The organism is Streptomyces sp. Rer75 (assembly GCF_013414305.1).
GTDB classification, from domain to species: Bacteria; Actinomycetota; Actinomycetes; order Streptomycetales; family Streptomycetaceae; genus Streptomyces; species Streptomyces himastatinicus.
Genome location: NZ_CP058693.1, coordinates 7,636,889 through 7,661,573, shown reverse-complemented (window position 1 = coordinate 7,661,573; position 24,685 = coordinate 7,636,889). Strand labels below are relative to the sequence as shown.

The window sequence follows — 24,685 nt, the reverse complement described above, 5'->3', positions numbered from 1 at the left end:
TCCGGGGACGCAGCCCCGGCGCGGGCCAGGGGCGCAGCCCCGGCCGCTGTACGAGGGCCGGGGGCGCAGCCCGGGGGCCCGGGGGCTTGCCCCCGGTTTCGGGAAGGGGCGGGGTGGGGGACAGTCCCCCGTCAGGGCAGGAAGTCTGCCGCCAGGCGGGCCGCGGTTTGTTCCAGGAGGGGGCCTGCCTGGGCGATGCAGCGGGCGGGGTCCTGTTCCAGGTCGGTCAGGGCGTACGCGCGGCGGATGCCCGCGCCGCCCAGGGCGGCCGGGGAGAGGGCGAGGCGCCCGCAGACCGCGACCACGTCGATGCCGCGCGCCCGCGCCGCCGCCGCGACGCCCGCCGGGGCCTTGCCGTGCAGGGTCTGCTCGTCCAGCGAGCCCTCCCCCGTGATCACCAGGTCGGCCCCCTCCAGCGCGGCGGCGAAGCCCAGGACGTCCAGCATGACGTCGATCCCGGGGCGGAACGCCGCGCCGAGGCCCAGCAGGGCGCCGAAGCCGATGCCGCCCGCGGCGCCGGCGCCCGGCGCGGCCGCGTACTCGGCGGCCCGGGACCCGACGGCCCGCTCCAGGACGCGTACGTACGTGGCGAGGGCGGCGTCCAGGGCCGCCACATCGGCCTCGCTCGCGCCCTTCTGCGGCCCGTAGACCGCCGCCGCGCCCTTCGGCCCGGTCAGCGGGTTGTCGACGTCGCTGGCCAGTACGACCTCCGTCGCCGCGAGCCGCGGGTCCAACCCGGACAGGTCCGCCGTGGCCAGTTCGCCCAGCGGGCCGCCGCCCGGTGCGACGGGCGTGCCGTCGCCGCGCAGGAAGCGCGCGCCGAGCGCGCTCAGCATTCCGGCGCCGCCGTCGGTCGTGGCGCTGCCGCCGACGCCGAAGACGATCGTGCGGGCGCCCGCGTCGAGCGCCGCCCGCAGCAGCTCACCGCTGCCGTACGTGGTGGCGGTGAGCGGCGCGAAGACCCCGTCCGGGAGGTGCCGCAGCCCGGACGCCTCGGCCATCTCCACCACGGCCGTCCCGTCGCGCAGCGCGTACGCCGCCGTGACCGGGGTGCCCAGCGGCCCGGTCACCCGCGCCTCGCGCCGTTCGAACCCGGCCGCGACCGCCGCGTCCACCGTGCCGTCCCCGCCGTCGGCGACCGGCAGCGCGTCGATACGGAGCAGATCGGCCCCGCCGGACCAGCCGCGCCGCAGCCCCGCCGTCACCCGTTCGGCGACCTCGACGGCCGTGAGCGAGCCCTTGAACTTGTCGGCGGCGATCAGCACCCGCGTCGGGGGCGTGGCCTGCCCCTGCGCCCACGTCTTCACTTCTGCCGTCGCCTCGGCCTTCGCAGCGTCCGTCACCCTGGTACCCCTTGCTTGTCGCTCAGGCGGTCGAAGCCGTTGTGACCTTATCCGCTGGGGTGGCCAACGCGGTACACCCACATCATCCGGGTACACCTGACACATGGGCCACAGCGGCAGCGCACGCGCGACCCGGACCGCGGACCGGACCGCCACCCGGACCGCGACCCGGACCGCGGACCAGATCCTCGGCGGCTGGCTCGGCCGCGTCGCCGGGAACATGCTCGGCAAGCCCATCGAGCGCGGCGACGTCTGGACCCGCGACCGCATCGACCGCTATCTGCGCCGCGCCGACGCCCTCCCGCTCACCGACTATCTGCCCGCCCTGGAGCCGCCACCCGACCCGGTGGAGTTCGAGCTGCGCCCCGAATGGCAGGAGTGCGTGCGCGGCCGGATCCACGGCAGCGCACGGGACGACGACATCGACTACACCGTCCTCGGCCTGCACCTCCTGGAGACCCACGGCTTCGGCTTCACCACCGAGCAGGTGGGCGAGATGTGGCTGCTGCGGCTGCCGTACCTCCAGACGTTCACCGCCGAGCGGGCCGCGTACCGCAATCTCGCGGCGGGGGTGCGGCCCCCGCTCACCGCCACCGTCGACAACCCCTACCAGGAGTGGATCGGCGCCCTGATCCGCGCCGACATCCACGGCTGGGTCAACCCCGGCGATCCGCCCCGCGCCGCCGCCATGGCCCGCCGCGACGCCGTGCTGTCCCACACCGGCAACGGGGTGTACGGGGCGATGTGGGCGGCCGCGCTGATCGCCGCCGCGTTCACGGCCGACGGCGCGCGTGCGGCGGTCGAGGCCGCGCTCGACCGCATCCCGCCGCGCTGCCGCCTGGCCCGTACCGTCCGCCGCGCCGCGTCCCTGTACGACGCGGGCGTGACCTGGCAGGACGCGCTGGACCAGCTGGAACGCGAGACGAGCGGGCTGCCCTGGATCCACACCGTGCCGAACGCCGCCGTCCTCACCGCCGGGCTCCTCTACGGCGCGGGCGACTTCACCGCCACGATCACCCTGACCGTGCGCGGCGGCCTGGACACCGACTCCAACGGCGCCACCGCGGGCTCCGTCGCGGGCGTCCTGTGCGGCGCGGCCGCCATCCCGCCGCAGTGGACCGAGCCGCTGGAGGACCGGATCCGCAGCGCCGTCTTCGGCTTCGACGCCGCCCGCATCAGCGACCTCGCGGCCCGCACTCACCGTCTGGCGATACGGCCTTCAGGGACCAGCCGTCCCGGCGGACCGTGAGGTGTGGCCGCGACGGCAGCCCGGCGGTTCCCGTCTCACCCCGCCATGTCCCAATCGGCCCCCAGCCAGCCGTCGTGGCTGCGCAGGAGGGCGACGAGGGCGGCGGTGACGCGGTCGTCCCACCAGTCCGCGCGCGCCTCCAGTTCGAAGCTGCTCGATGGGCCGCGGCGGTAGTCGAGGATCACTCGCCGGCCCTCGCGCCAGCCCGCGCGCCACTTGGTGCGGCGCGGGGTGCGGGCGGCCTCGTCAGCCATGCCGCTCTGGACGGCGCTGAGGAGGACGATGACGGCCTGGAGGGGCAGGGTCAGCCACCACACGAGCCACCAGAAGAGCCGGCCCTTCACTCCGGCCGCTCGCCCCGCCCCGGTCTGCTGGACGGTCCAGCGGGTGCGGAGTCCGCGCTTCATGGCCGGGTGACGGGTGATGACGGCCAGGGACTCACCGGCGGCGCCCAGCACCTCGTACGTGGCCGCACCGCCCTTCCGCGCCGAGGTGGTGGCCACCCGCGCGAACACGCGCTCGCGACGGGAATCGGCCCAGAGGGTGAAGGCGCGGGTGCCGTCCTTGCGGGCGGCGCGGTACTCGTCCAGGCCGCCGCCGGGCGGGTCCTGCCGCTCGGGGAAAGCCAGCGGCGTCACGGTGCGGTCGCGCGCGGTGCGCTGGTCGGACATCCGTATCGTGTGGGCCACGCGCCCGTCCGGCCCGCCCTCGTCCGGGGTCGACCCGCCCAGCCATAGGAACCGCCTCATCCGTGTCCTCCCCGTCCGCGGCGATGATCTTGCGCCCGACCGGACCCTATCGTTCCGGAGGGCGCTCGCCCTCGCCCGCGCGGCGTGCGCAGGCTCGCCGCAAGAGCAGCAAGAGCAGCAAGAGCAGCGCGACGACGAGGGCTGAGCCACCGACGCCGGTCAGTCGTCCGCCAGATCCCACGCGTTGCCCAGCCAGCTGTCGTGGGAGCCGAGGAGGGCGACGAGGGCGGCGGTGACGCGGTCGTCCCACCAGTCCGCGAGGACCTCCAGCACGAAGTTGCCGGCATCGTTCTGGAAGTCGAGCACCACCCGGCCGTCGGTGCGCCACTTGGTGCGGCGCGGGGTGCGGGCGATGTCGCCGCCGCCGATGATGCTGCCGATCGCGATGGCCAGCTGGATGGGCGAGATCAGCCACCACACGAACCACCAGAAGGCCCGCCCCTTCAGCCCGACCGCAGTCGGCGCCCCCGCCTGCTGGACGGTCCAGCGGGTGCGGACGCGGCCTCGCCTCATGGCCGGATCGCGGGTGATGAGGGCGAGGGGCTCACCGGCGGCGCCCAGCACCTCGTACGTGGCCGGGCCGCCCTTGACCGCCGACTTGGTGACCACGTGCGCGAACACCTGCTGCCGGTAATGGTCGGTCCAGAGGGTGAAGGCGCGGGTGCCGTCCTTGCGGGCGGTGCGGTACGCCTTCGGGCCGCCGCCGGGTGGGTCGCGGCGCTCGGGGAAGGCGAGGGGGCCGAAGGCGCGGTCGGGCTGGGGGGCTGTGTCGGAGATCCGTATCTGCCGGGTGACGCGCCCGTCCTGCGGTGGTTGTTCCCCCTTGCTCAGGGTGTGTTCGCTCAGCCATAGGAACCGGCCCATCCTGCACTCTCCCCGTCACGCCGTGTTCGACCTGGTGCAGGGGCGGACTTTACCGGTCCGGTTAAACGCGTTCGCCGCCGCCCACATGGCGTGCGTACGCTCGCCGCATGAGCAGCGAGACGACGCGGCGGCCCCTCGTCGCGATCCTCAGCGGGGCGGGCATCTCGACGGATTCCGGCATTCCCGACTACCGCGGCCCGCAGGGGCTGTGGCGGCGCGATCCCGAGGCCGAGAAGCTCGTGACGTACGACTACTACATGACCGACCCGGACATCCGGCGCCGCTCCTGGCAGATGCGCCGGGAGAGCAAGGCGCTGCACGCCCGGCCGAACGGCGCGCACGAGGCCGTGGCGCGGCTGGAGCGGTCGGGGGTCCCGGTGCGCGTGATCACGCAGAACGTGGACGGGCTGCACCAGCTGGCCGGGATGCCCGAGCGCAAGGTGCTCGAACTGCACGGCACCGCGCGCGTCGTGCAGTGCACCCACTGCGAGGAGCGCTCCGGGATGGACGAGGCGCTGGAGCGGGTCGCGGCGGGCGAGGCGGACCCGGCGTGCCGGGAGTGCGGCGGGATCCTGAAGTCGGCGACGGTCATGTTCGGGCAGGGGCTCGACCCGGAGGTGCTGACCGAGGCGGTCGCGGTGGCGCGGGCGTGCCAGGTCTTCATCGCGGTCGGCACCAGCCTCCAGGTGCAGCCCGCGGCGTCGCTCGCCGGGATGGCCGCCGAGAGCGGCGCCCGGCTGATCATCGTCAACGCCGAGCCGACGCCGTACGACGAACTCGCGGACGAGGTCGTCCGCGAGCCCATCGGTACGGCGCTGCCCGCGCTGCTGGAGCGGATCGCCTCGGAGGGTGGCTGACGCCCGGGGGATCAGCGGTTCCCGGCGCGGCCCTCGAAGTCCAGCAGCCGCCGCTTGCGGTCCAGCCCGCCGCCGTAGCCGGTGAGGCTGCCGGTGGAGCCGACGACGCGATGGCAGGGGACGATGATGCCGACCGGGTTCTTGCCGTTGGCCAGGCCCACGGCGCGGGAGGCGGTGGGCTGCCCGATGCGGTCGGCGAGTTGGCCGTACGTCCAGGTCTCGCCGTACGGGATGCGGCGCAGCTCGTCCCAGACGCGGCGCTGGAAGGGTGTGCCGTCGAGGTGGAGCGGCAGGTCGAACTCCGTCAGCTCGCCCGCGAAGTAGGCGGCGAGCTGGCGGACGGCGGCGGCGAAGGGGGCGTCGTCGGGGTCGCCGGGCGCGCCGAAGGTCTCCTCGGGCGGGCGGTGGCGCTGTTCGGTCATGTAGAGGCCGGACAGTTCGGCGCCGGTGGCCACCAGGGTGAGCGGACCGTACGGGCTGTCGATGGTGGTGTGGGTGCGGGTCACGGGTGGATTCTCCTGGTTCGGGCGGGCCCGGTGCAGGCGGATCGGGCGGCTACGGAGGGTCAGGTGGGGCAGCCCGTCGTTCAGGCGGGCAGGCGGTTGATGGCGTGGCCGCCGTCGGTGGCCCAGAGGTACTGGACGGCGTACGCGCGCCAGGGCCGCCAGCGCGCGGAGTGCCGGGTGAGGGCGCCGGGCGTGGCGGGCAGCCCCAGGTCGGCGGCGGCCTTGCGGACGCCGAGGTCGGTGGCGAGGAACGCGTCCGGGTCGCCGAGCCCGCGCATCGCGATGACCTCGACGGTCCAGGGCCCGAGCCCGGGCAGGGCGCCGAGGCCCGCCCGGGCCTCGTCCCAGTCGCTGCCGACGCCGAGCGCGACCCGCCCCTCGGCGAGCGCGTCGACCAGCCCGGTGAGCGTGGCGCGGCGGGTGCGCGGCATGGCCAGCGCCTCGGGGTCCAGTCCGGCGAGGGCCCCGGCGGTCGGGAAGAGGTGGGTGAGCCCGCCGCCCGGGTCGGCGACCGGGTCGCCGTGCGCGGTCACCAGCCGGGCCGCGAGGGTGCGGGCCGCGGCCGTGGACACCTGCTGCCCGAGGACCGCCCGCACCGCGAACTCCTCCGCGTCCGCCGACCGCGGCACCCGCCGCCCCGGCGCCTTGTCGACCAGCGGTTGCAGCTGGTGGTCGGTGCGCAGCAGCTCGTCCACGGCGGCCGGGTCGGCGTCCAGGTCGAGCAGCCGCCGGCAGCGGCTGATCGCCCCGGACAGATCCCGCAGGTCGGCCAGGGACAGCTGGCAGGCGATGTGGTCGGGGCGCGGGGCGAGGGCGACGACCCCGGGCCCGTACGGCAGCCGCAGCGTGCGCCGGTACGCCCCGTCGCGCCACTCCTCCACCCCGGGTACGGCGGTGGCGGCGAGGTGGCCGAAGAGGTTGTCCGGGCACAGCGGCGCCCGGAACGGCAGCCGCAGTGTCAGCGCCCCCGGCACGGCGGGCCGCGGCCCGCGCCCGGCGCGCTGCCGCAGCTCGGTCGGGGAGAGCGCGAACACCTCCCGTACGGTCTCGTTGAACGCCCGGATGCTGGCGAACCCGGCCGCGAACGCGATGTCCGCCATCGGCAGCCCGCTCGTCTCGATCAGCAGCCGCGCGGTCTGCGCCCGCTGCGCCCGGGCCAGCGCGAGCGGCCCGGCGCCCAGTTCGGCCAGCAGCTGCCGCTCGATCTGCCGGGTGCTGTAGCCGAGCCGGGCGGCCAGCCCCGGCACCCCCTCCCGGTCGACCACCCCGTCGGCGATCAGCCGCATGGCGCGGGCGACGAGGTCGGCCCGCTCGTTCCACTGCGGCGATCCGGGGCTGGCGTCGGGGCGGCACCGCTTGCAGGCCCGGAACCCGGCCTGCTGAGCGGCCGCGGCGCTCGGGTAGAACCGCATGTTCTCGGGCTTCGGACCGACGACCGGACAGCTCGGACGGCAGTAGATGCGGGTGGTGACGACGGCGATGAAGAACCATCCGTCGAAGCGGGCGTCCTTGGCCCGTGCGGCCCTGAGGCACCGGTCGGTATCGGTGTACATGGCTCCAGCATCGGCCACCGCGCGCCCCCGGGCTCGCGGGAATCCGACATCGACGTCGGCGGGCGGCCGCCGCTGGGCAACCGGCCCCTCTTCCGGGGATTTTGCGACGGAACAGCAGACCGGGGGCCTGGTGATCGGCATGATGAAGAGGTGACGGAACACCGAGAGATACCCCTGGCAGACGGCACGTCCGTACGACTGGAACTCGCCCCCGTGGGAGACGCCTCGATCGCGGACGCCTACGGCGGCGTGGGGGGCGTGGGCGGCGTGACCCCGGTGGGGCGCGGGACGCGGGCCGCGGCCGCGCTCGCCGACGCCGGTCTCGGCGTCGTCCTCCAGGGGCTGGGCTCGGTGCTCCAGGACGTGCACGACGCGGTCCGCTCGGCGCCCCATCCGCCGCAGGAGTTCACCGTGCAGTTCGGGGTGCAGGTGGGCCAGGACCTCAAGCTCGGCATCGTGGGGGCGAACGGGAACGCCAGCCTCACCATTTCGGCCACCTGGCGGCCGGACCAGACGCCCCCGGACCAGCGCCCGCCGGACCAGCCCCCGCCGGACCAGCCCCCGCCGGGCGAGCCCACGCCCCCGCAACAGCCCCCGCAGCAGCCCCCCTTGCCCGACCCCGCGGTCTGAGCCATGGGCTGGTTCCACCCCCGCGGGTCCGCGCCACGGCCCGCCGTGTCCATCCTGGCCAAGGACGACGGACGACCGGCGGGCGCGGGGGTCCTGTTGCCCCGCCAGCACCTGCTGACCTGTGCCCATGTGGTCAACAGCGCCCTCGGCAAGGACATGCTGGCCCCGGACCACCCGGGGGCGGTCGCCGTCTCGGTACGGATCCACGGGCCGGAGCACACCGTCGAGGCCGACGCCGAGCTGACGGCCTGGATCCCGCCCAGGCGGGACGACGGCGGCCTGGGCACCTTCGAGTGGAACGGCGACCTGGCCGTACTGCGGCTGGCCGGTGCGCTGCCGCCCGCGTTCGAGCCACCGCGCTGGCACCCCATGGCCCGGCGGCAGTTCGTCCGCGCCTGGCACGGCAGCGGCGAGCCCGGGGTCTTCGCCGACGCCGAAGTGAGCGAATGCGACGGGCGGTTCGGCTACTTCGACGGGGCCGAACGCACCCTGGACATCGAACCCGCCTACAGCGGCGGCCCGCTGTGGTCGAACGAGGAGAGCGCCGTCGTCGGACTCGTGACGGCGAAGCTGCGCATCCAGGGCGAGCTGCGGCGCGCCTGGGGCATCCCCTGGCAGCGCGTGGCATGGGAGCTGCGGAGCGCCGGGGTGGACCACCTCCTCCCCCGGCCCGACGAGGACGTACGCGACCACCCGGTCTACGCGGAACTGACCACCCTGCTGGACGGGCCGCTGTCGCTGTCCGACGGCTGGGTGCGGTGCTGCCGCGCGGTCGCCCGCCAGTGCGGCCTGGACCACCGCGCGGACGGCGTGCCCTCCGCCGACGAGTTCGCCCGGCTGCTGCTCACCCGGGGGCGCGCCCTCCCGGCGCTGGTCGAGGCGGTGCGCCCGACGGCGGGGCCGATCGCCGACGAACTCCTCGTCCTGGGGCGCCGGTACGGTCTGCCCAAGCTGCTCACGCCGGGCGAGTACGGCGGGCTGCTGCGGCAACTGCGCGCCCTGCCCCCGGCCTCGGCCGCCGGTGTCCCCGGGGCCGTACGGGCGGCGCTGTCGCTGGCGGCGGCCCTGCCCAGCGCGCTCCTGGCCGGATTCGGCGCCGACGTCCCACAGGACGGTGACGTCCCACACGACGGTCATGAGGGGAACGGCAACGGGCGCTTCGAGGCGCTGATCGCCCATCTGGAGGGCCTGTACGGCGACAGCACGCCGACCGACGACGGCCGCCTGGCCGTCCCGGGGCTGCTGCGCGCCGTGGAGTTCGTGGCCGCGGGCTGCTGCCCGACGGCGGCACAGCGCGCCGACCTGTGGCAGTGGAACGCGGCCGTGGCCCGCCGTCTCGGCATCCATGACGCGGCGTTGCAGGATCGCCGCCACGACGCCAAGCAGTGGGCCCAGGGCGCGTCCCGGGGCTCCGCGCCGCCCCGGGTCGTGGCGAAGCTGTCGTCCTGCGGGAGCGCGGCGGTAACGGACCCGGGAGAGCAGCCGGAGCGCTACCGGCTGCGCCTGTGGTGCGACGACGGGGACGGGCTGCGCCAGGTGTCGGACGACAGCGAACGGCCGCGCAGCGCGGAAGAGGCGGCCCAGGAGATCCTGGACGCGGTCGGTTCGCTGCGCAGGCCGGACCCGGCGGGCCCGCGCTTCGTCATCGAACTGATCGTGGACCGGGACGCCTTGGAGGTGCCCGCCGACTCCTGGAAACCGGCGGGCGCCAAGGCGCTGCTCCCCGTGCCGCTCGGCGCCCCGTATCCGCTGGTCGTCAACTGCCCCGAGCTGCGGGAGCTGAACGGGGAAGCGATGCTGGACCAGTGGCGGGAGCGCTGGGCGCGGCTGGACTCCGAGGAGCCGGTGCACATCGACGACGCCACGGCCCCCGACCCGGAGGCGGTGTGCGGTCTGCTCATGGAGCGGCTCACCGCTCATGTCACGGTCGATGTCGCGGCGCACCGGCGGGCGGGTGTCGTCCAGATGTGTCTGGCGGCGGGCGTTCCGGTGGTCCTGTGGGACCGCAGCGGACAGCCGGGGTCCCCGGCGGTGCGGCACGCGACCGAGGTGCGGGCGCGGGAACTGCCCGAGGCGATACGGATGTACCGCACGAAGACCCTTCAGCGACCGGCCGAGTACACCGGGCGGCCGGTCCTCGCCTGGGCCGACGCCGGGCGGGCGCTGCCCCGGCTGGACCTCGTGGACCCCACGGAGTGACGGGCGGTGACGGTGAGACGCGCGCGATGTCCGCGGAGGCGGACGCGGACCGAAAGGGAGGTTCCCCGATGAACGCACGGGAACAGCACGAACAGCAGGGCTGGCGGCTGTTCCGGGGGGACGGCGTACCCCGGCAGGTCGACATGCCGCCCGCGCCGCCGTGGCGCCGCTTCGGCAGCGCTGCGGGTGACCCGGATCGAGCGGCTTCCGATGCCACCCGGACATCGCCGTATCTGATCTCGCCCGAGCACGCGGACGTGGTCAACGCGGCCCTGCATCTGCGCCGTCCGCTGCTCGTCACCGGCAGCCCTGGCACCGGCAAGTCGTCCCTCGCTCGGGCGGTCGCGCACGAACTGGGGCTGGGCGAGGTGCTGCGCTGGCCCGTCAACAGCCGGTCCACCGTGCAGGACGCGCTCTACCGTTACGACGCGATCGGGCGACTGCGCGAGACGACCCTGATGCGGGACCGCGGCGAGGCCGAACCCGACATCGGCAGCTTCGTGCGGCTCGGCCCGCTGGGCACCGCGCTGGTGCCGGGCGACCGGCCCAGGGCGCTGCTCGTCGACGAACTCGACAAGGGCGATGTCGATCTGCCGAACGACCTGCTGACCGTCTTCGAGGAGGGCGAGTTCGAGATCCCCGAGCTGGCCCGGCTGCCGGAGGAGCAGTCGGTGGTGGAGGTGCTCACCGAGCGGGCGGGCGAACGCGCCACGGTGCGGCGGGGGCGGCTGGCCTGCGAGGAGTTCCCCGTCGTGGTGATCACCAGCAACGGCGAACGCGACTTCCCGCCCGCCTTCCTCCGCCGCTGCGTACGGCTGGAGCTGCCCACCCCCGACGAGGAGCGGCTGCGGGCGATCGTCACCGCGCACCTGGGCGAGGAGGCGCTGGCGGAGGTCGATCAGCTCCTGGACGTCTTCCTGCGGCGGCGCGCGGCGCGCGAGCTGGCCACCGATCAGCTGCTGAACGCCGTGTTCCTGCGGTCGGGCGGAGTGGATGTGACGGCGCAGGGGCTGCTGGAAGCGGTGCTGCACCGGCTGGGCGGGGCGGTGTGACCCATGGCCCGAGGGGACGGCCACCAGGGGCGGTTGGATCGGCTCGACGAGGCCATCACGGTCCTCGCGTCCGGCGGCGTATATCTGTCGCGGGAAGAGCTGCTCGACGCCCTCTGGCTGGCCGGGCGGCTGCCCGAGCGCGACGCCGCGGGGGCGCCCCTGGAGCGCGCGGCGGCGCGCACCGGGCTGCCCCTGCCCGACGCGCGCCCCGCCGCCCCGGCCGTGCCCGTCTCCCCCGTCGTACGGCCCGCCCCGGTGCGGCAGACCGAGGCCGCACGGCAGGACGCCGCGCCGACCGATCCGCCGCCGCAGGAGCGAGAAGCACCCTCCCCACTCCCCGATCCCCGGGACCGTCACCACCCCGCCGGCCGCGCGCCGCACGGCCTCTACGGCGGAGGCCACACACCCGGCGGGCCCGACGCGGACGCCGAGTCGCCCGACGCGCGGCGCGGGCTGCCGCTGCGCGTGCCCGAGGACAAGGCGCTGCACCAGGAACTCTCCATCGGCCGTGCCCTGCGCCCGCTCAAGCAGCACCGCCCCAATCCGCTGAAGCGGGAGTTCGACGAGGTCGCCACCGCGGCGGCACTCGCCGAGACCGGTCTGCCGGACGTGGTCACCCGCCCGGCCCGCGAGCGCTGGCTCGACCTCGCGCTCGTCGTCGACGACGGCACGTCGATGCTGCTGTGGCGGCGGCTGGCCGTCGAGTTGCGCACGGTGCTGCAACGCTCGGGCGCCTTCCGCGTCGTACGGGTGCTCGGCCTGCACACGCGCGGCCGCGCCGCCCCCGCGCTGCGGACCCGGCCCTACGACCCGGACGCGCCCCACCTCCCCACCACGGCGCTGTCCGACCCGTCCGGGCACACGCTGGTGCTGGTGGTGAGCGACGGGGTCGGGGCCGCGTGGCGTGATGGACGGATGGGCCAGGTGCTGGCGCGCTGGGCGGGGGTGGGGCCCACCGCCGTCGTGCACGCCCTGCCGCCCCGGCTGTGGGACAGCTCCGGCATCCGGACGCGGCGCTGGCAGGTACGGACCCGCAGACCCGGCTCGGCCAACGCGGACTGGTCGGTCACCGATCCGGTGCTGCCCACCGCCCTGGCCCGGTTCGACGGGGTGCCCGTGCCCGTACTGGAACCGGAGGCCGGGCCGCTGGCGGACTGGGCGCGGCTGATCGCCTCCGCGAGCGGCACGGCCGTCCTGCCGCTGCTCGCCCCACCGCGCGGCGCTCCCGCCGCCACCCGCCCGGCCTCGGTTCCGTCCCCGGCCGATGAGCTGGGCCGCGTCCAGCTCTTCCGGGACGCGGCGTCCCCGGAGGCGTACCGCCTGGCGGCCCACCTGTCGGCGGTCGCCCCGCTGCCGGTGCCGGTGATGCGGATGGTGCAGAAGGCGGTGGACGGGCGGTCCGACACCGGCCGGCTGGCCGAAGTGTTCCTCGGCGGGCTGATGCGCCCGGTCGAGCCGCCCGCCTCGGCGGGTCCGGACCCCCTGCCGCCCGAACACCGGCCCTTCGCCTTCACCGACGCCGCCCAGCAGGCGCTGCTGGGCGCGGTGCCGCTGGCCGAACTGGTCGCGACCAGCCGGACCATCGGCCGACGGCTGGAGGAACTGGCGGGCCGCTCCCCCGACTTCCCCGCCTGGCTCGCCCACACGGCGGGCACCGACCGCCTCCCACCCGGCGCCCGGCCCTTCAGCACGGTCGAGCGACGGCTGGCGGCCCGGCTGGGGGCGCCGTCGCAGTCCTCGGTGCTGGCGACCCGTGCGGCGGCGCAACAGTGGCGCCGCCTCGAAGCCCGGGATCCGGACGTGATCGGTCCGTACCGGCTGCGCAGAGTCGGTACGCCGGGCCTGCGCGTCGCGCGCTACCTGGGCCGGGACGCGTACGGCGAGGAGGCCGTCGTCAGCATCGTCCACCCCGAGCATCAGCCCTACGGCGCCGCGCTGCTGGGCGTACAGGCGGAGGCGCTGCGCCGGATGAACGGACGCCACGCGTGCGCCCTGCTGCGCGAGGGGCTGGACGACGACCCTCCGTGGATCGCGGAGGAGCCCTTCGTCGCGGACCGGCTGGACGACCTCCTCCTCTCGAGCGCCGTGACGTGGGACGCGCGCACCGCCCTCCGGATCGCCCGGCGGATCGCGGACGCCGTGCGCGTGTGTGCCGCGGAGGGAATGGTGCACGGCGACCTCACCATCAGCACCGTGCACCTCGCCGGCGAGGACGTCATCCTGAGCGCCTGGTCCTCGGCCTGCATCGACGGCGTGCCGTCCGCCGACTCGTACGGCCGAGTCCCGCCGACCCCCGAGGACAACGTCGCGGCGCTGGGCGAAATCCTGCTGCGTCTCGGTGGCAGCGGCCGCACGCATCGACCCCGCATCGACGACTACGACATGCCGCGCTGGGACGGCGACGCCTGGGCGCCAGTCCGCGCCCTGGTGCTGGCATGCCTGGAGCGGCAGAACCGTCCCACCGCGCACGAGGTCTGGCAGCTCCTCATGGATTTCCGGCCGGAGGCCGCCGAGGCGCCGAAGAGGCGAGCCGAACGCGCCGAGCGGGTCGACGTCTGCTCGCTCTGCGACTATCCGCTCGAAGCGGGCGACCAATTCTGCGACATGTGCGGCGTGGACCTGGCCACAGCACCACCACGGTCGACGTCCTACGCCCCGGATGCCGAACCGGAGAGCGGACAGCCGTCGTTCCCGGGGTACGAGATCGACCGCAGGCTCGGCGGCAGCGGGGGGTACGGCGTCTATCTGGCCCGTCGGACACGCGACTTCCGCAAAGTCGTGATCCGCACCGCCCCGGGCGCCAAGCGGGAACTACGGGCCGAGGCCGAGGCGCTGCGGCGGATGTCCGGGCACTACGCACCGCAGTGGATCGAGGGGGCATTCGAATCCGTTCCGCCCTGGATCGCGACGGAGTTCGTCAGCCTCCCCGACGGCTCCCCGGCCCCGACGCTGTCCTCGTTGCTGGGCGGCAGCGCATCCCGGCTGGACCCCGTGCACGCCGCCACTATCGGCCTGCGCCTCGCCGAGGCGGTGAACATGTGCGCGCTCAGGGGCCTCGCGCTCAGGGAGCTGACGGCGGACAGCGTGCTCGTCATCGGCCGTACCGTGAAGCTGACCAGCTGGACGGACGCGGCCCTTGACAACGTCAGCAACGCCCGCGCGGACAACGTCTACGCCCTGGGGGTGATTCTCCGTGCCATAGCCGACGCGCAGCCGACCGCCCAGCTCAGCCAGACAGGGGCGCTGTGGCGCGACCCCCAGCTGCTCTCGATCATCGGTGCCTGCCTCAGCGACCGTCCGGGACGGCGCCCGACGGCGGGTCATGTGGCTGATGTCATCGTGCGGTGCCTGCCGTCCACGCAGACGTATGGCGACACCACGCCGTACGACCTGGAGTCCACGGACGCCCAACTCCCGGCCGAGACACCGGACACCCCCGCCCCCACCCCCCAGGCCCGCCCCCGCCGTCCGTCGTCCCGTTTCCGCTTCGGCGGAAGGGCCCAGCGACAGCGCAAACTCGACCTCATCCGTACACCGCTGACGACCACCCACCGCATCATGGTGATCAGTCACCTGGCGGGGGCCGAGCGATCCGCGACGACGCTCGTGCTCGGCTCGATCCTCGCGAGCGAACGCGAGGACAGGGTCATCGCGTTCGACGCGAGCCCCTTCGGTCTCAATGTGCCTGGCACCCCACCACCCCCGTCCGGGCTTGAGCTTTTCGCCGGGAACTCCACACTGCGCGACCCCATGGACCCCGCCACCCACGAGGAGCACCGCCGCGTCATCACCAACTTGAGCGGCCGCTACGCGGTCGTCCTCACCGACATCGGTTCGTTCCATGACGCCAGACGGGGAATCCTCGACCTCGCCGACCAGCTGATCGTCGTCACCACCACCCACGATGAGCACGGATTTACCGTGCGCACGGTCCTGGACAGGCTGGAGGAGGACGGTCACGCGGAGCTGGTGCGCGACGCCATCACCGTGATCAAGAGGTCGTCCGAGACCGAGGCCCTGACGAACGACGAGCTGGCGGAGGGGTTCCGGAACCGGTGCCGTGATGTGGTGGTCGTGCCGTACGACGACTACGTGGCCACCCAGCGCGACATCGACCTCGAACGGCTCGCCCCCAAGACCCTCGACGCGTACATCGACCTCGCGGTGCTGGTCGCGGAACGGTTCCCCGGGGCCGGGCAATAGCGGCCCCGCGGAGGGCCTATCCTCTACGCCATGTCGTCCGCCGATCTGATCCGCATCGTCTCCCGTTCCTCGCCCATGGCCCTCGCCCAGGTCGAGCGGGTCCGCACCGAGCTGGCCGCGCTGCGGCCCGGTATCCGTACGGAGGTCGTGCCGGTCACCACCTCCGGCGACCGCTGGATGGGTGATCTGTCGAAGCTGGGCGGGAAGGGCGCGTTCACCAAGGAGGTGGACGCCGCGCTGCTGGCGGGTGAGGCGGATCTCGCGGTGCACTGCATCAAGGACGTGCCCGCCGACCGGCCGCTGCCCGCGGGCACGGTCTTCGCGGCCTACCTCAAGCGGGACGACATCCGGGACGCGGTGATCCACCCCGAGGGGCTGACGCTGGACCAGATGCCGGAGGGGACCCGGATCGGCACCTCGTCGGTGCGGCGCGTCGCCCAACTGGCCGTCACCCACCCCCATGTGGAGTGCGTCCCGATGCGCGGCAACGCCAACCGGCGGCTGGAGAAGCTGGCGGCGGGCGACTGCGACGCGCTGATGCTGGCCGTCTCGGGGCTGGAGCGGATCGACCGCGCGGACGTGATCAGCGAAATCCTTCCCGTGGAGACGATGTGCCCGCCCATCGGGGCCGGGGTGCTCGGGCTCCAGTGCCGGGAGGACGACACCACCACGATCGAGGCGGTCGCCGGGCTCGGTGACACCGACGTGTGGAAGGAGATCACCGCCGAGCGGATGCTCCTGCACGTGCTCCAGGGGCACTGCAACTCCCCCATCGCCGGCTACGCCAAGGCCGAGCGGGACGGGCGGCTGTCGCTGCGCGCCCGGGTCTTCAGCCCGGACGGCAAGACGGTGCTGGACGCGCACGAGTGGGCGGGCCCGCTGGACCCGGCCACCCTGGGGACGTCGGTCGCGGTGGCCCTGCTGCGGCAGGGCGCGCGCGAGGTCATCGACAGCATCCCGCACTAAGAAGTCCGGTTCGCGGCCAGCAGGTCCGTGCCCAGCGGGGTGGGCGTGTGCAGGACCGTGTTGCGGTCGCGTACGGAGGCGAGCAGGCCCGCGTCGCGCAGGATCCGGGCGTGCTCGCTGGCGGTGGCCGGGGTGACGCCGGTGCGCCGGGCCAGTTCGCTCGTGGTGCAGCCGCCCTCGACCGCCCGCAGGACGGCGGCCCGTCCCCGGCCCAGCAGCGATCCGAGGGTGCTCCGGCCGGTCGGCGGCGTCCCCTGCGACGGCCACCAGCCGGGGCCGCGCCGCACGGGGTAGACCAGCACGGGCGGGAGCCCGGGGTCGGCCAGGGTGATCGGGTTGCGCCAGCAGAACACCGAGGGGATCAGCAGCAGTCCCCGCCCGCCCAGGTGGAGATCCCGGTCGAGCGGATAATCCGCCTCCAGCACCGGAGAACGCCAGGTCAGCGTGGGCCCGAGGGTCGACAGCAGCGCCTCGGTGCCCCCGGTGAGCAGGGCCCGGGCCCGTAGCGCGCGATCGGCCTCGGCCTGGGCGCGTATCGCCGTCCAGCAGGGGGCGAGCGCGGCGTCGAAGTACCCCTTGAGCGCCCGTCCGAGGGTGCGCAGCGTGTCCGGTTCGCCGTCGGCGAGCGGGCGCAGCCACGGGGGTGCCGAGCGCAGCAGGCCGATCTCCCGCCGCAGCCGCCGCCGCGGGGTGGACAGCACGGCCTCGATGCCCTCGGCGAGGCCGCCCGCGGACTCCCGCGGGTTGAGGAAGTCGGGGAACCTGCCCTGCGGCGGGGCCAGGGTGCGGACCAGGCGTACGGAGTCCGGCGGCAGTCGGCGCAGCCGGGGCCGGGTGTGCAGGCGCCAGCGGTCGAAGACGGCCCGGCCCTGGGCGGTGCCGAGGAGGTTGGCGCTGAGCACCGTCTCCCACAGCGGATCGGGCCCGGCCGCGACGGTGGTTCTGAGCAGATCCTCGCGCGTGAAGTGCAGACGCAACACAGCGGCCTCCCCCGGTACTCCGTGCAGCGGTCCGTCCCCATGGTGCGGGTGCCCGGTGAAGTGGTCATGCCACGACACGCCCGGAGGATCAGCTGATCGACCGAATTTCCTCACTTTACGATCTGGCCTGCTTATTTAGGCACGCACCGAAGGTCATGGCGGACCGGGTCATGACTGGGCAGCCTTGGAGGCGCTTTCAGCGGACTCGTACCATCCGACCTCCGGGAGGAAGACGGACATGACCTCGACGACGAACCGGGCCGAGCAGGGCCCTCGCCGACGCGGACTGCGACGCACACTCTTCGGCGCCGCCCTCGCGTTCGGCCTGGCGGCCCTCACCCCGCTCACGGCCGAGGCCGCGCCCGGGCAGAGCGCGAGCTACGGCAATCTGCCCCATGAGGGCCGGTACCCCGAGCAGACGGCGTGCTCGGGCCGCTACACCCAGCCGAACGTGCCGGGCGGGGCGACGAAGACGGCGGTGTACCAGGGCCGCACCATCACCCTGAAGTACTTCTACAACTCCGGCTGCGGCTCGTTCGCCCGCATCGAGAACGCACCGCAGGGCTGCGCGGCGCACAGCAACCGGCTCGACGGCGGCAAGATCGTGTGGGTGCTGGAGACCGTCGACCCGGGCATCGACTACGCCTACACCAAGGTGATCAACAACCTCGACGGGCGGCAGAGCCGGGCCGTCCTCATCTGCAACAACCAGACCCTGGCCTCGACCGCCTGGTACTAGGCCGCAGCGACAGGCCCTGCCGGTGGACGTCGGTGGACCCGCCCCTCCGCGGGTCCCCGCTACCGTCCCCGCAGCCGCCGCCACACCGCGCGGGCCGCGTGGTGGCCCGACATGCCGTGGACGCCGGGGCCCGGCGGGGTGGCGGAGGAGCAGAGGAAGACCGCGGGGTGGGGCGTGGCGTAGGGGACGCGGGCGAGCTTGGGGCGGATGACGGACTGGAGGCCCTCGAAGGCGCCGCAGGCGATGTCGCCGTCGATGTAGTTGGCGTTGCGGGCGGCGAGTTCGGGGGGCCCGGTGACCGCGCGGGCCAGCACCAGATCGCGGAAGCCGGGGGCGAAGCGGTCGAGCTGGCGCTCGATGGCATCGGTGAGGTCTCCCGTCCAGCCGCTGGGGGCGTGGCCGTAGACCCAGAAGGTGTGCTTGCCCTCGGGGGCGCGGGTCGGGTCGACCAGGCTGGGCTGGGCGGAGATCAGGAAGGGGACGGCCGGGGGGTGGCCGTCGAAGGCGGAGCGCAGGGCGGTGCCGATCTCGCCCGCGGTCGGGCCGATGTGGACGGTCCCGGCGCGGCGCGCCTCCGGCGCGGTCCACGGCATCGGGCCGTCCAGCGCGTAGTCGATCTTGAAGGCGCTGGGCCCGTAGCGGTAGCGGCGGTACGCGTTGCCCAGCCCCGCGATCCGGGCCAGAGCGCGCGGTGAGGTGTCGAAGATGTACGCGCGGGCCGGGGGCAGCTCGTCGAGCCGCTTGACCTCCGTGCCGGTGTGGATGACCCCGCCCTGTTCGCGCAGGTACGAGCCGAGCGCGTCCGCGATCGACTGCGAGCCGCCGCGCGGGATCGGCCAGCCGACCTCATGGGCCGCGATCGCGAAGATGAGGGCCGGACCGGCGGTGGCCGGGGCGCTGGTGGGCGCGATGGCGTGGCCGGCGAGCCCGGCGAGTATGGCGCGCGCCTTCTCGCCGCGGAAGCGGCGGCTGAGGAGCGAGACCGGCAGGACGGCGTTCAGCCCGAAGCGGGCCCAGGTCAGCGGGTCGCGCGGGACCCCGTCCCACTGGGCGCGCAGCACATCGGGGGCGAACGTGGCCCAGTTGCCGAGGTAGGGCGCCATGAGACGGCGGTACGCCCCCGCGTCGCGCGGGCCGAGCGACCGGGCGGTCTCGCCGACCGAGCGGGCCAGTACGGCGGCGCTGCCGTCCGGGAAGGGGTGGGCGAGCGGCAGTTCGGGGTGCAGCCACTCCAGCCCGTGGCGGCCGAGCGGCATCCGGTCGAAGGCCGGGGAGCCGATGGCGAGGGGGTGCACGGCGGAGCAGGGGTCGTGCCGGAAGCCGGGCAGGGTCAGCTCTTCGGTGCGGGAGCCGCCGCCGATCGCGTCGGCGGCCTCGAAGATCTCCACCGCGCAGCCACGGCGGGCGAGTTCGACCGCCGCGGTCAGCCCGTTCGGCCCGGCACCCACCACTACCGCGTCGAGCATCGACGGCACGTCGGCCTCCTCGTCGTTGAGGACGGCCCCTCCGGGGCCGATGGATCCACTCAGCCGGCGGCGGCCAGCAGGCCCAGGATATGCCGTACGGTCACCTCGTTCCGCGCCGCCGTGAAGGGAAGCGCGTTGCCTCCGGCGATACGGAACGGCTCGCCCGACAGCGTCGCGCTCGCCCCGCCGGCCTCGGCGACCAGCAGTAGCCCGGCGGCGTGATCCCAGGCGTTCTCCCAGGTGAAGGCGATCGCGTCGAGCCGGCCGCGGGCGATGTTCAGATACTCGAGACCGGCCGAGCCGCACGGACGCGGTGCCACGCCGTCGGTCCGCAGCCCGGACAGGGCGCGCTTCTCATGGTCGGTGGTGAAGTCGTAGTGGGAGATGGCGACTTCGAGGGGCTTGCCCGGCTCCGGGGCCCCGGCCCGGAGCGGCTCGCCGTTGAGGACGGCGCCCCCGCCGCGGCGCGCCACGGCCATCAGCTCCTGTGCGGGGGCGTAGGTCCAGGAGGCGAGGAGTTCGCCGTGGTGGGCGAGGGCGACGAGGGTCGCGAAGCCCGTGTCGCCGTGGACGAACTGCCGGGTGCCGTCCACCGGGTCGACGATCCATACGGGCGCGTCGCCACCGAGGTGCTCGAGGAGGCCGGGATCGGCGTGCACACCCTCCTCGCCCACCACGACCGAGCCGGGCAGCAGCGCGGTGAGCGAGGCGGTCAGGTGCTCCTCGGCCTGCCGGTCGGCGGTGGTCACCAGGTCATGCGGGCCCTTCTTCTCCACGATCTCGTGGGCGGCGAGCTGCCGGTAGCGCGGCATGATCTCCGCGGCGGCCGCCGCGCGCACCGCCTGCTCCACCTCGGAGAGATCACTGGCAAGAACGTCATCGAACATGTGGTCATCGAATCACGCGCCGCCGACAACCGGTGACCCGGCGGCGACCGGACGATGGCATCGACGTGAACGCCTCCCAGAAGGCCGCGGTGCAACCCCATTGACACATGGCTGAAACCCGACTTACTTTCTCAGCACCACAATTCACTAGTGAATAAATATTCACTTCTCTCTCTCCTCTCCCCTCCCTCCCCTCTCCTCCTCTTCGCCCCCTCCCCACGGCGACCAAGGACGTTCAGATGCTCAGCACAGACCCATCCGGCGCCGAGCGGTTCCGGGCGCGCCGCCGCCGCATCGCCGACGCAGACCCGGACGCACAGGTCCGCGAGCTCCGGCAGCTGGCCGCCGAGGTGCGCCGGACCGTGGTGCAGATGATCGACAAGGCGCAACTCGGCCATATCGGCGGCGACCTGTCGGTGACCGACATCCTCGTCACCCTCTTCGGACGGGTGCTCGACGTGGATCCCGCCCAGCCCCGCAGACCCGACCGCGACCGGTTCATCCTCAGCAAGGGACACTGCGCGGCCTCCCTGTACGCCACGCTCGCCCACTGCGGCTACTTCCCGACATCCGAGTTGTCCACTTTCATGGCTCCGCTCTCCGCGCTCAACGGCCATCCGAACCGGACCAAGGTCCCGGGCGTCGAGACCAACACCGGACCGCTGGGCCACGGCTTCCCCGTCGCGGTCGGCTGCGCCCTCGCCGCCCGGCTCGCGGGCCGCTCGTACCGCACGTACGTCGTCCTCGGCGACGGCGAGCTACAGGAGGGCAGCAACTGGGAGGCGGCCATGACCGCCGCCCACTACGACCTCGGCTCCCTCACCGCGATCGTCGACCGCAACCGCCTCCAGCAGGGCGCCCGCACCGAGGAGACCAAGCGCCTGGAGCCACTGGCGGAGAAGTGGACCAGCTTCGGCTGGGAGGCGCGCGAGGTGGACGGGCACGACCACGCGGGACTGCTGTCCGCGCTGGGCCCCTCCTCCTCCGGCAAACCGGTCGCGGTGATCGCACGGACCGTCAAGGGCAAAGGCGTGTCGTTCATCGAGGACCGGGTCGAGTGGCACCACAAGGTGCCCGACACCGGCCAGGTGCACGCCGCACTGGAGGAGCTGAGCCGATGACCGCCGGACTCATACCCGAGAACGCCGCGCAGACCTACGACTGCCGCCAGGCCTTCGCCGAGGAACTGATCGCCCTGGCCGCCGAGGACCCGCGCGTCGTCGCCGTCTGCAACGACTCGGTGGGATCGAGCAACCTGGTGCGCTTCCGGGAGCTGTACCCCGACCGTCTGATCAACGTCGGCATCGCCGAGCAGGACCTCGTCGGCGTCGGGGCCGGGCTCGCCAACGGCGGGCTCATCCCCTTCGTGAGCGCGGCGGGCCCGTTCCTCACCGGCCGGGCCACCGAGCAGATCAAGACCGACGCCGCCTACAACGGGCTGCCCGTCGTCCTGTGCGGACAGAGCCCCGGCATGGCGTACGGGGAGCTGGGGCCGACGCACCACTCGATCGAGGACCTGTCGTGGATGCGGGCCATCGCGGACCTGGCCGTCGCGGTCCCGGCCGACCCCGCCCAGACGCGCGCCGCCGTCCGCTGGGCGGCCTCCCACGACGGCCCGGTCTATCTGCGCATTCCCCGGTTCAAGATCCCCGCCGTCACCCCGGAGGACGCGCCGTTCCAGCCAGGGCGCTCCCTCCAGCTGACCGACGGGGACGACATCACGGTGATGGCCGTCGGCACGATGGTGTCCCGGGCGCTCACCGCCGCCGAGACGCTGCGCACCGAGGGCATCGGCGTCCGCGTGCTGAACATGACCTTCGTCGAGCCGATGGACGTCGGCGCGGTGCTGCGCGCCGCCCGCGAGACCCGCGGCATCGTCACCGCCGAGGAGGCGACCACCACGGGCGGGCTCGGCGCGGCGGTGGCCAGCGTCGTCGCCCAGAACCGTCCGGTGCCCATGCGGATCCTGGGGGTGCACCGCAGGTTCGCGCCCACCGGCAGCGCCTCCTTCCTGCTGGAACACTTCGGCCTGACCGCCGACGGCATCGCCGTCGCCGTCCGGGAGCTGCTGGCCCATGAGCACCGCTGAACCGCTCGTCCTCGCCATCGACCAGGGCACCAGCGCGACCAAGGCGATCCTGGTCGACCGGCGCGGGGACATCGTCGCCCACGGCTCGGTCCCCCTGGAGCTGTCCACCCCCGCCCCGGGGTGGGTCGAACAGTCGGCGGAGGAGATCTGGGCCGGTTGCGGGCGGGCCGTCGCCGCATGTCTCGACGGCCGAAACGCCTCGTCCGTCGCCGCCATCGGCCTGAGCACCCAGCGCGAATCGCTGCTGCTCTGGGACCGGGCGACCGGGGAACCGCTGAGTCCGCTGGTGAGCTGGCTGGACAAGCGCACCGCGGGCGATCCGGCCCTGCTGCGGGCCGTGCCCCGCGCGGAGCTGGTCCGCGAGGTCAGCGGGCTGCCGCTGGACCCGATGTTCTCGGCTCCGAAGGCCGCCTGGCTGCTGGACCGGTACGACCCCGACCGCCGCCGCAGCCGCGCGGGCGAGCTGTGCCTGGGCACGGTCGACTCCTGGCTGCTGTTCAAGCTCGGCGGCGCTCATCTCATCGAGGTCGGCAACGCGGCGCGCACCCAGCTGCTCGATGTGCGCCGGTGTGCCTGGGACCGGCGGCTGACGCAGATCTTCGACGTACCGCTGGAGGTGCTGCCCCGGGTCGTACCGTCGCAGGGCCCGTTCCCCAGCGCCCGCGGACTGGCGCCGCTGGCCGACGGGGTGCCGGTCACCGCGGTGCTCGGTGACTCCCACGCGGCGCTGTTCGCCCACGCGGGCTGGGCCCCGGGGACGGTCAAGGCGACCTACGGCACCGGGTCGTCGGTGATGGCGGTGGTCCCCTCGGCGGCCCGGGTCTCCTCCGGGCTGTGCCTGACCGTCGCCTGGCAGACCGGCGGGAACCCGACCTGGGCGGTGGAGGGGAACGTCCGTTCCACCGGCGCCACCGTGAACTGGCTGGCGGGCGTGCTCGGCCGGGGCCCCGCCGAGCTGGCGGAACTGGCCGCCGACAGCAGCGAGGGCGTGGTCGTCGTCCCCGCCTTCGGCGGGCTGGGCGCCCCCTGGTGGGACGAGAACGCGGTGGGGCTGATCAGCGGGCTCACCCTGGGCACCCACCCCGGGCACCTCGCACGGGCCGCGCTGGAGTCGATCGCGTTCCAGGTCGAGGACGTGGTGGCGGCGGTCGAGCGGGAGACGGGCCCGGTCACCCGGCTGCTCGCGGACGGCGGGCCGACCGGCAACCCGGTGCTGATGCGGCTCCAGGCCGACACCAGCGGGCGGCTCGTCGAACGGGCCCTGGCCCGCGACCTGTCGGCCCTCGGCGCCGCCCATCTCGCGGGGCTGACCCGCGGGGTGTGGGACCGGGCCGCCCTGGAACGGCTGGACCGGCCCCGGGAGAGCTACGCGCCGACCGGCGACGAGACCACCCGGGCCCGCAGGCTCGCCCACTGGCACACGGCGGTACGCCGCTCCCGCCTCCGGGCCACCACCGATGAGACCGCCACCGGTGAGGTCGGCCGCACCCCGGAACCCCCGCCGCGGGCCGCCGTACCGCACCGCACTCCCGAACCCTCGACCGCCAAAGGAGCGTCATGACAGCGCGATACGCGGGACAGGGCGTCATGGTCACCGGGGCCGCGCGCGGCATCGGCCGGGGAATCGCCGCCCGGTTCGCCGGTGAGGGCGCCGATGTGCTGCTGGTGGACACGGACCCCTCCGTCGAGGACTCCGCGCGGGAGCTGGCCGACGACAGCGGGACCCGCACCCTCGGCGTCCGGGCGGACGTCACCTCCCCCGAGGACGTGGCCCGCGCCGTCGGGCTCGCCGAGTCCACCTGGGGACGGCTGGACGTCCTGGTCAACAACGCGGGCGTCATCACCATCAGCAGGCTCGAAGACCTGACCCACGACGACTGGCAGAAGGTCCTCGCCGTCAACACCACCGGCACCTTCCTGTGCGCCCAGGCCGCCGCGGCCGTCATGCGGCGGTACGGGCGCGGCGGACGCATCCTCAACGCGGCCTCGGGACAGGCACGGCAGGGATTCCTCTACACACCGCACTACGCGGCCAGCAAGTTCGGGGTGGTCGGCCTCACCCAGTCCCTGGCCAAGGAGCTGGCCGGGGACGGGATCACGGTCAACGCCTACTGCCCCGGGATCGTCGGCAGCGAGATGTGGGACTACAACGACCGCGCGTGGGGCCGTCTGCTGGGCGACTACGCACCCGGGGAACTGATGGCCGAGTGGATCGCGGGAATCCCCCTCGGACGCGCCGGAACCCATGACGACATCGCCAACCTGCTGCTCTTCCTCGCCTCGCGGGAGGCGGAGTACATCACCGGCCAGACGATCAACGTCGACGGCGGGATGTTCATGAACTAGCTCCGAC

Annotated in this window: 20 protein-coding genes; 12 read left to right on the top strand and 8 right to left on the bottom strand. The window is 74.1% G+C overall.

Going from position 1 to position 24,685, the window contains the following annotated elements; translation table 11 throughout:
• Positions 1-131: 131 nt before the first annotated feature.
• Complete coding sequence (locus HYQ63_RS33005; protein ID WP_179940747.1) at positions 132-1,265, bottom strand: glycerate kinase; 1,134 nt, start codon at positions 1,263-1,265, stop codon at positions 132-134.
• A 181-nt stretch (positions 1,266-1,446) separates the two neighbouring features.
• Between HYQ63_RS33005 and HYQ63_RS33000 the strand changes: the two genes are divergently transcribed.
• On the top strand, positions 1,447-2,592 hold the full coding sequence (locus HYQ63_RS33000; protein WP_257232297.1) for an ADP-ribosylglycohydrolase family protein: 1,146 nt from the start codon (positions 1,447-1,449) through the stop codon (positions 2,590-2,592).
• A gap of 35 nt (positions 2,593-2,627) precedes the next feature.
• Here the strand turns inward: HYQ63_RS33000 and HYQ63_RS32995 are convergent, their stop codons facing one another.
• Together HYQ63_RS32995 and HYQ63_RS32990 are read right to left on the bottom strand one after the other, a co-directional pair.
• A complete protein-coding gene (locus HYQ63_RS32995) occupies positions 2,628-3,341 on the bottom strand; it encodes a hypothetical protein (RefSeq protein WP_179937437.1) in 714 nt (237 codons plus the stop codon).
• A 159-nt stretch (positions 3,342-3,500) separates the two neighbouring features.
• A complete protein-coding gene (locus tag HYQ63_RS32990; protein ID WP_179937436.1) occupies positions 3,501-4,205 on the bottom strand; it encodes a hypothetical protein in 705 nt (234 codons plus the stop codon).
• Positions 4,206-4,312: 107 nt separating this feature from the next.
• Here HYQ63_RS32990 and HYQ63_RS32985 point away from each other — a divergent pair, with 107 nt between their 5' ends.
• Positions 4,313-5,062: a Sir2 family NAD-dependent protein deacetylase gene (locus HYQ63_RS32985; RefSeq protein ID WP_179937435.1), complete on the top strand. Its 750-nt coding sequence runs from the start codon at positions 4,313-4,315 to the stop codon at positions 5,060-5,062.
• 11 nt (positions 5,063-5,073) lie between these two features.
• Here the strand turns inward: HYQ63_RS32985 and HYQ63_RS32980 are convergent, their stop codons facing one another.
• Entirely contained in the window at positions 5,074-5,568 is a 495-nt protein-coding gene (locus HYQ63_RS32980) for a methylated-DNA--[protein]-cysteine S-methyltransferase (RefSeq protein ID WP_179937434.1), read from the bottom strand.
• 80 nt (positions 5,569-5,648) lie between these two features.
• Complete coding sequence (locus HYQ63_RS32975; RefSeq protein ID WP_179937433.1) at positions 5,649-7,121, bottom strand: AlkA N-terminal domain-containing protein; 1,473 nt, start codon at positions 7,119-7,121, stop codon at positions 5,649-5,651.
• Between the two features lie 150 nt (positions 7,122-7,271).
• On the opposite strand from HYQ63_RS32975, the gene HYQ63_RS32970 reads away from it, so the two are divergent.
• The 5 genes from HYQ63_RS32970 to hemC all read left to right on the top strand — a co-directional run bounded on the left by HYQ63_RS32970 (position 7,272) and on the right by hemC (position 16,171).
• Entirely contained in the window at positions 7,272-7,751 is a 480-nt protein-coding gene (locus HYQ63_RS32970; protein ID WP_179937432.1) for a CU044_2847 family protein, read from the top strand.
• 3 nt (positions 7,752-7,754) lie between these two features.
• Positions 7,755-9,950 carry a trypsin-like peptidase domain-containing protein gene (locus HYQ63_RS32965; RefSeq protein WP_179937431.1) on the top strand — a complete coding sequence of 732 codons (2,196 nt, stop codon included), beginning with the start codon at positions 7,755-7,757 and terminating at the stop codon, positions 9,948-9,950.
• A gap of 68 nt (positions 9,951-10,018) precedes the next feature.
• A complete protein-coding gene (locus HYQ63_RS32960; RefSeq protein WP_179937430.1) occupies positions 10,019-11,002 on the top strand; it encodes a MoxR family ATPase in 984 nt (327 codons plus the stop codon).
• 3 nt (positions 11,003-11,005) lie between these two features.
• Entirely contained in the window at positions 11,006-15,205 is a 4,200-nt protein-coding gene (locus HYQ63_RS32955) for an SAV_2336 N-terminal domain-related protein (protein ID WP_257232296.1), read from the top strand.
• A gap of 30 nt (positions 15,206-15,235) precedes the next feature.
• Positions 15,236-16,171, top strand: coding sequence for a hydroxymethylbilane synthase (hemC, locus tag HYQ63_RS32950; protein WP_179937429.1), 936 nt, complete (start codon positions 15,236-15,238; stop codon positions 16,169-16,171).
• On the opposite strand, the gene HYQ63_RS32945 is transcribed toward hemC, so the two are convergent.
• Positions 16,168-17,151 (bottom strand): winged helix-turn-helix domain-containing protein, encoded by a 984-nt coding sequence (locus HYQ63_RS32945; protein ID WP_179937428.1) that lies wholly within the window; start codon positions 17,149-17,151, stop codon positions 16,168-16,170. The genes hemC and HYQ63_RS32945 overlap by 4 nt on opposite strands.
• Before the next feature lie 238 nt (positions 17,152-17,389).
• On the opposite strand from HYQ63_RS32945, the gene HYQ63_RS32940 reads away from it, so the two are divergent.
• On the top strand, positions 17,390-17,890 hold the full coding sequence (locus HYQ63_RS32940) for a hypothetical protein (protein WP_179937427.1): 501 nt from the start codon (positions 17,390-17,392) through the stop codon (positions 17,888-17,890).
• Positions 17,891-17,949: 59 nt separating this feature from the next.
• Here the strand turns inward: HYQ63_RS32940 and HYQ63_RS32935 are convergent, their stop codons facing one another.
• Together HYQ63_RS32935 and HYQ63_RS32930 are read right to left on the bottom strand one after the other, a co-directional pair.
• Positions 17,950-19,356, bottom strand: a complete 1,407-nt coding sequence (locus HYQ63_RS32935) for an NAD(P)/FAD-dependent oxidoreductase (RefSeq protein ID WP_179940742.1) — start codon at positions 19,354-19,356, stop codon at positions 17,950-17,952.
• A 59-nt stretch (positions 19,357-19,415) separates the two neighbouring features.
• The gene (locus HYQ63_RS32930) at positions 19,416-20,243 is read right to left on the bottom strand and encodes an inositol monophosphatase family protein (protein ID WP_179937426.1); all 828 of its coding nucleotides are present in this window, start codon (positions 20,241-20,243) and stop codon (positions 19,416-19,418) included.
• A gap of 239 nt (positions 20,244-20,482) precedes the next feature.
• Here HYQ63_RS32930 and HYQ63_RS32925 point away from each other — a divergent pair, with 239 nt between their 5' ends.
• Genes HYQ63_RS32925 through HYQ63_RS32910 form a run of 4 tightly spaced genes read left to right on the top strand, consistent with a single transcriptional unit; the run spans position 20,483 to position 24,678 of the window.
• On the top strand, positions 20,483-21,364 hold the full coding sequence (locus HYQ63_RS32925) for a transketolase (protein ID WP_179937425.1): 882 nt from the start codon (positions 20,483-20,485) through the stop codon (positions 21,362-21,364).
• Positions 21,361-22,332: a transketolase family protein gene (locus tag HYQ63_RS32920; RefSeq protein WP_179937424.1), complete on the top strand. Its 972-nt coding sequence runs from the start codon at positions 21,361-21,363 to the stop codon at positions 22,330-22,332. The genes HYQ63_RS32925 and HYQ63_RS32920 overlap by 4 nt, the downstream gene beginning before the upstream one ends.
• Positions 22,319-23,893: an FGGY family carbohydrate kinase gene (locus HYQ63_RS32915; protein ID WP_179937423.1), complete on the top strand. Its 1,575-nt coding sequence runs from the start codon at positions 22,319-22,321 to the stop codon at positions 23,891-23,893. Before HYQ63_RS32920 ends, HYQ63_RS32915 begins: the two co-directional genes overlap by 14 nt.
• Positions 23,890-24,678, top strand: a complete 789-nt coding sequence (locus HYQ63_RS32910; RefSeq protein WP_179937422.1) for an SDR family oxidoreductase — start codon at positions 23,890-23,892, stop codon at positions 24,676-24,678. Before HYQ63_RS32915 ends, HYQ63_RS32910 begins: the two co-directional genes overlap by 4 nt.
• The last annotated feature ends 7 nt before the right edge of the window (positions 24,679-24,685 follow it).

What these genes read in the sequence shown, in the direction of transcription:
- HYQ63_RS33000 (WP_257232297.1), top strand. Translation starts at nt 1,447, where the DNA reads ATGGGCCACAGCGGCAGCGCACGCGCGACCCGGACCGCGGACCGGACC.
- HYQ63_RS32995 (WP_179937437.1), bottom strand. Translation starts at nt 3,341, where the DNA reads ATGAGGCGGTTCCTATGGCTGGGCGGGTCGACCCCGGACGAGGGCGGG.
- HYQ63_RS32990 (WP_179937436.1), bottom strand. Translation starts at nt 4,205, where the DNA reads ATGGGCCGGTTCCTATGGCTGAGCGAACACACCCTGAGCAAGGGGGAA.
- HYQ63_RS32985 (WP_179937435.1), top strand. Translation starts at nt 4,313, where the DNA reads ATGAGCAGCGAGACGACGCGGCGGCCCCTCGTCGCGATCCTCAGCGGG.
- HYQ63_RS32975 (WP_179937433.1), bottom strand. Translation starts at nt 7,121, where the DNA reads ATGTACACCGATACCGACCGGTGCCTCAGGGCCGCACGGGCCAAGGAC.
- HYQ63_RS32965 (WP_179937431.1), top strand. Translation starts at nt 7,755, where the DNA reads ATGGGCTGGTTCCACCCCCGCGGGTCCGCGCCACGGCCCGCCGTGTCC.
- HYQ63_RS32960 (WP_179937430.1), top strand. Translation starts at nt 10,019, where the DNA reads ATGAACGCACGGGAACAGCACGAACAGCAGGGCTGGCGGCTGTTCCGG.
- HYQ63_RS32955 (WP_257232296.1), top strand. Translation starts at nt 11,006, where the DNA reads ATGGCCCGAGGGGACGGCCACCAGGGGCGGTTGGATCGGCTCGACGAG.
- hemC (WP_179937429.1), top strand. Translation starts at nt 15,236, where the DNA reads ATGTCGTCCGCCGATCTGATCCGCATCGTCTCCCGTTCCTCGCCCATG.
- HYQ63_RS32940 (WP_179937427.1), top strand. Translation starts at nt 17,390, where the DNA reads ATGACCTCGACGACGAACCGGGCCGAGCAGGGCCCTCGCCGACGCGGA.
- HYQ63_RS32935 (WP_179940742.1), bottom strand. Translation starts at nt 19,356, where the DNA reads ATGCTCGACGCGGTAGTGGTGGGTGCCGGGCCGAACGGGCTGACCGCG.
- HYQ63_RS32930 (WP_179937426.1), bottom strand. Translation starts at nt 20,243, where the DNA reads ATGTTCGATGACGTTCTTGCCAGTGATCTCTCCGAGGTGGAGCAGGCG.
- HYQ63_RS32925 (WP_179937425.1), top strand. Translation starts at nt 20,483, where the DNA reads ATGCTCAGCACAGACCCATCCGGCGCCGAGCGGTTCCGGGCGCGCCGC.
- HYQ63_RS32920 (WP_179937424.1), top strand. Translation starts at nt 21,361, where the DNA reads ATGACCGCCGGACTCATACCCGAGAACGCCGCGCAGACCTACGACTGC.
- HYQ63_RS32915 (WP_179937423.1), top strand. Translation starts at nt 22,319, where the DNA reads ATGAGCACCGCTGAACCGCTCGTCCTCGCCATCGACCAGGGCACCAGC.
- HYQ63_RS32910 (WP_179937422.1), top strand. Translation starts at nt 23,890, where the DNA reads ATGACAGCGCGATACGCGGGACAGGGCGTCATGGTCACCGGGGCCGCG.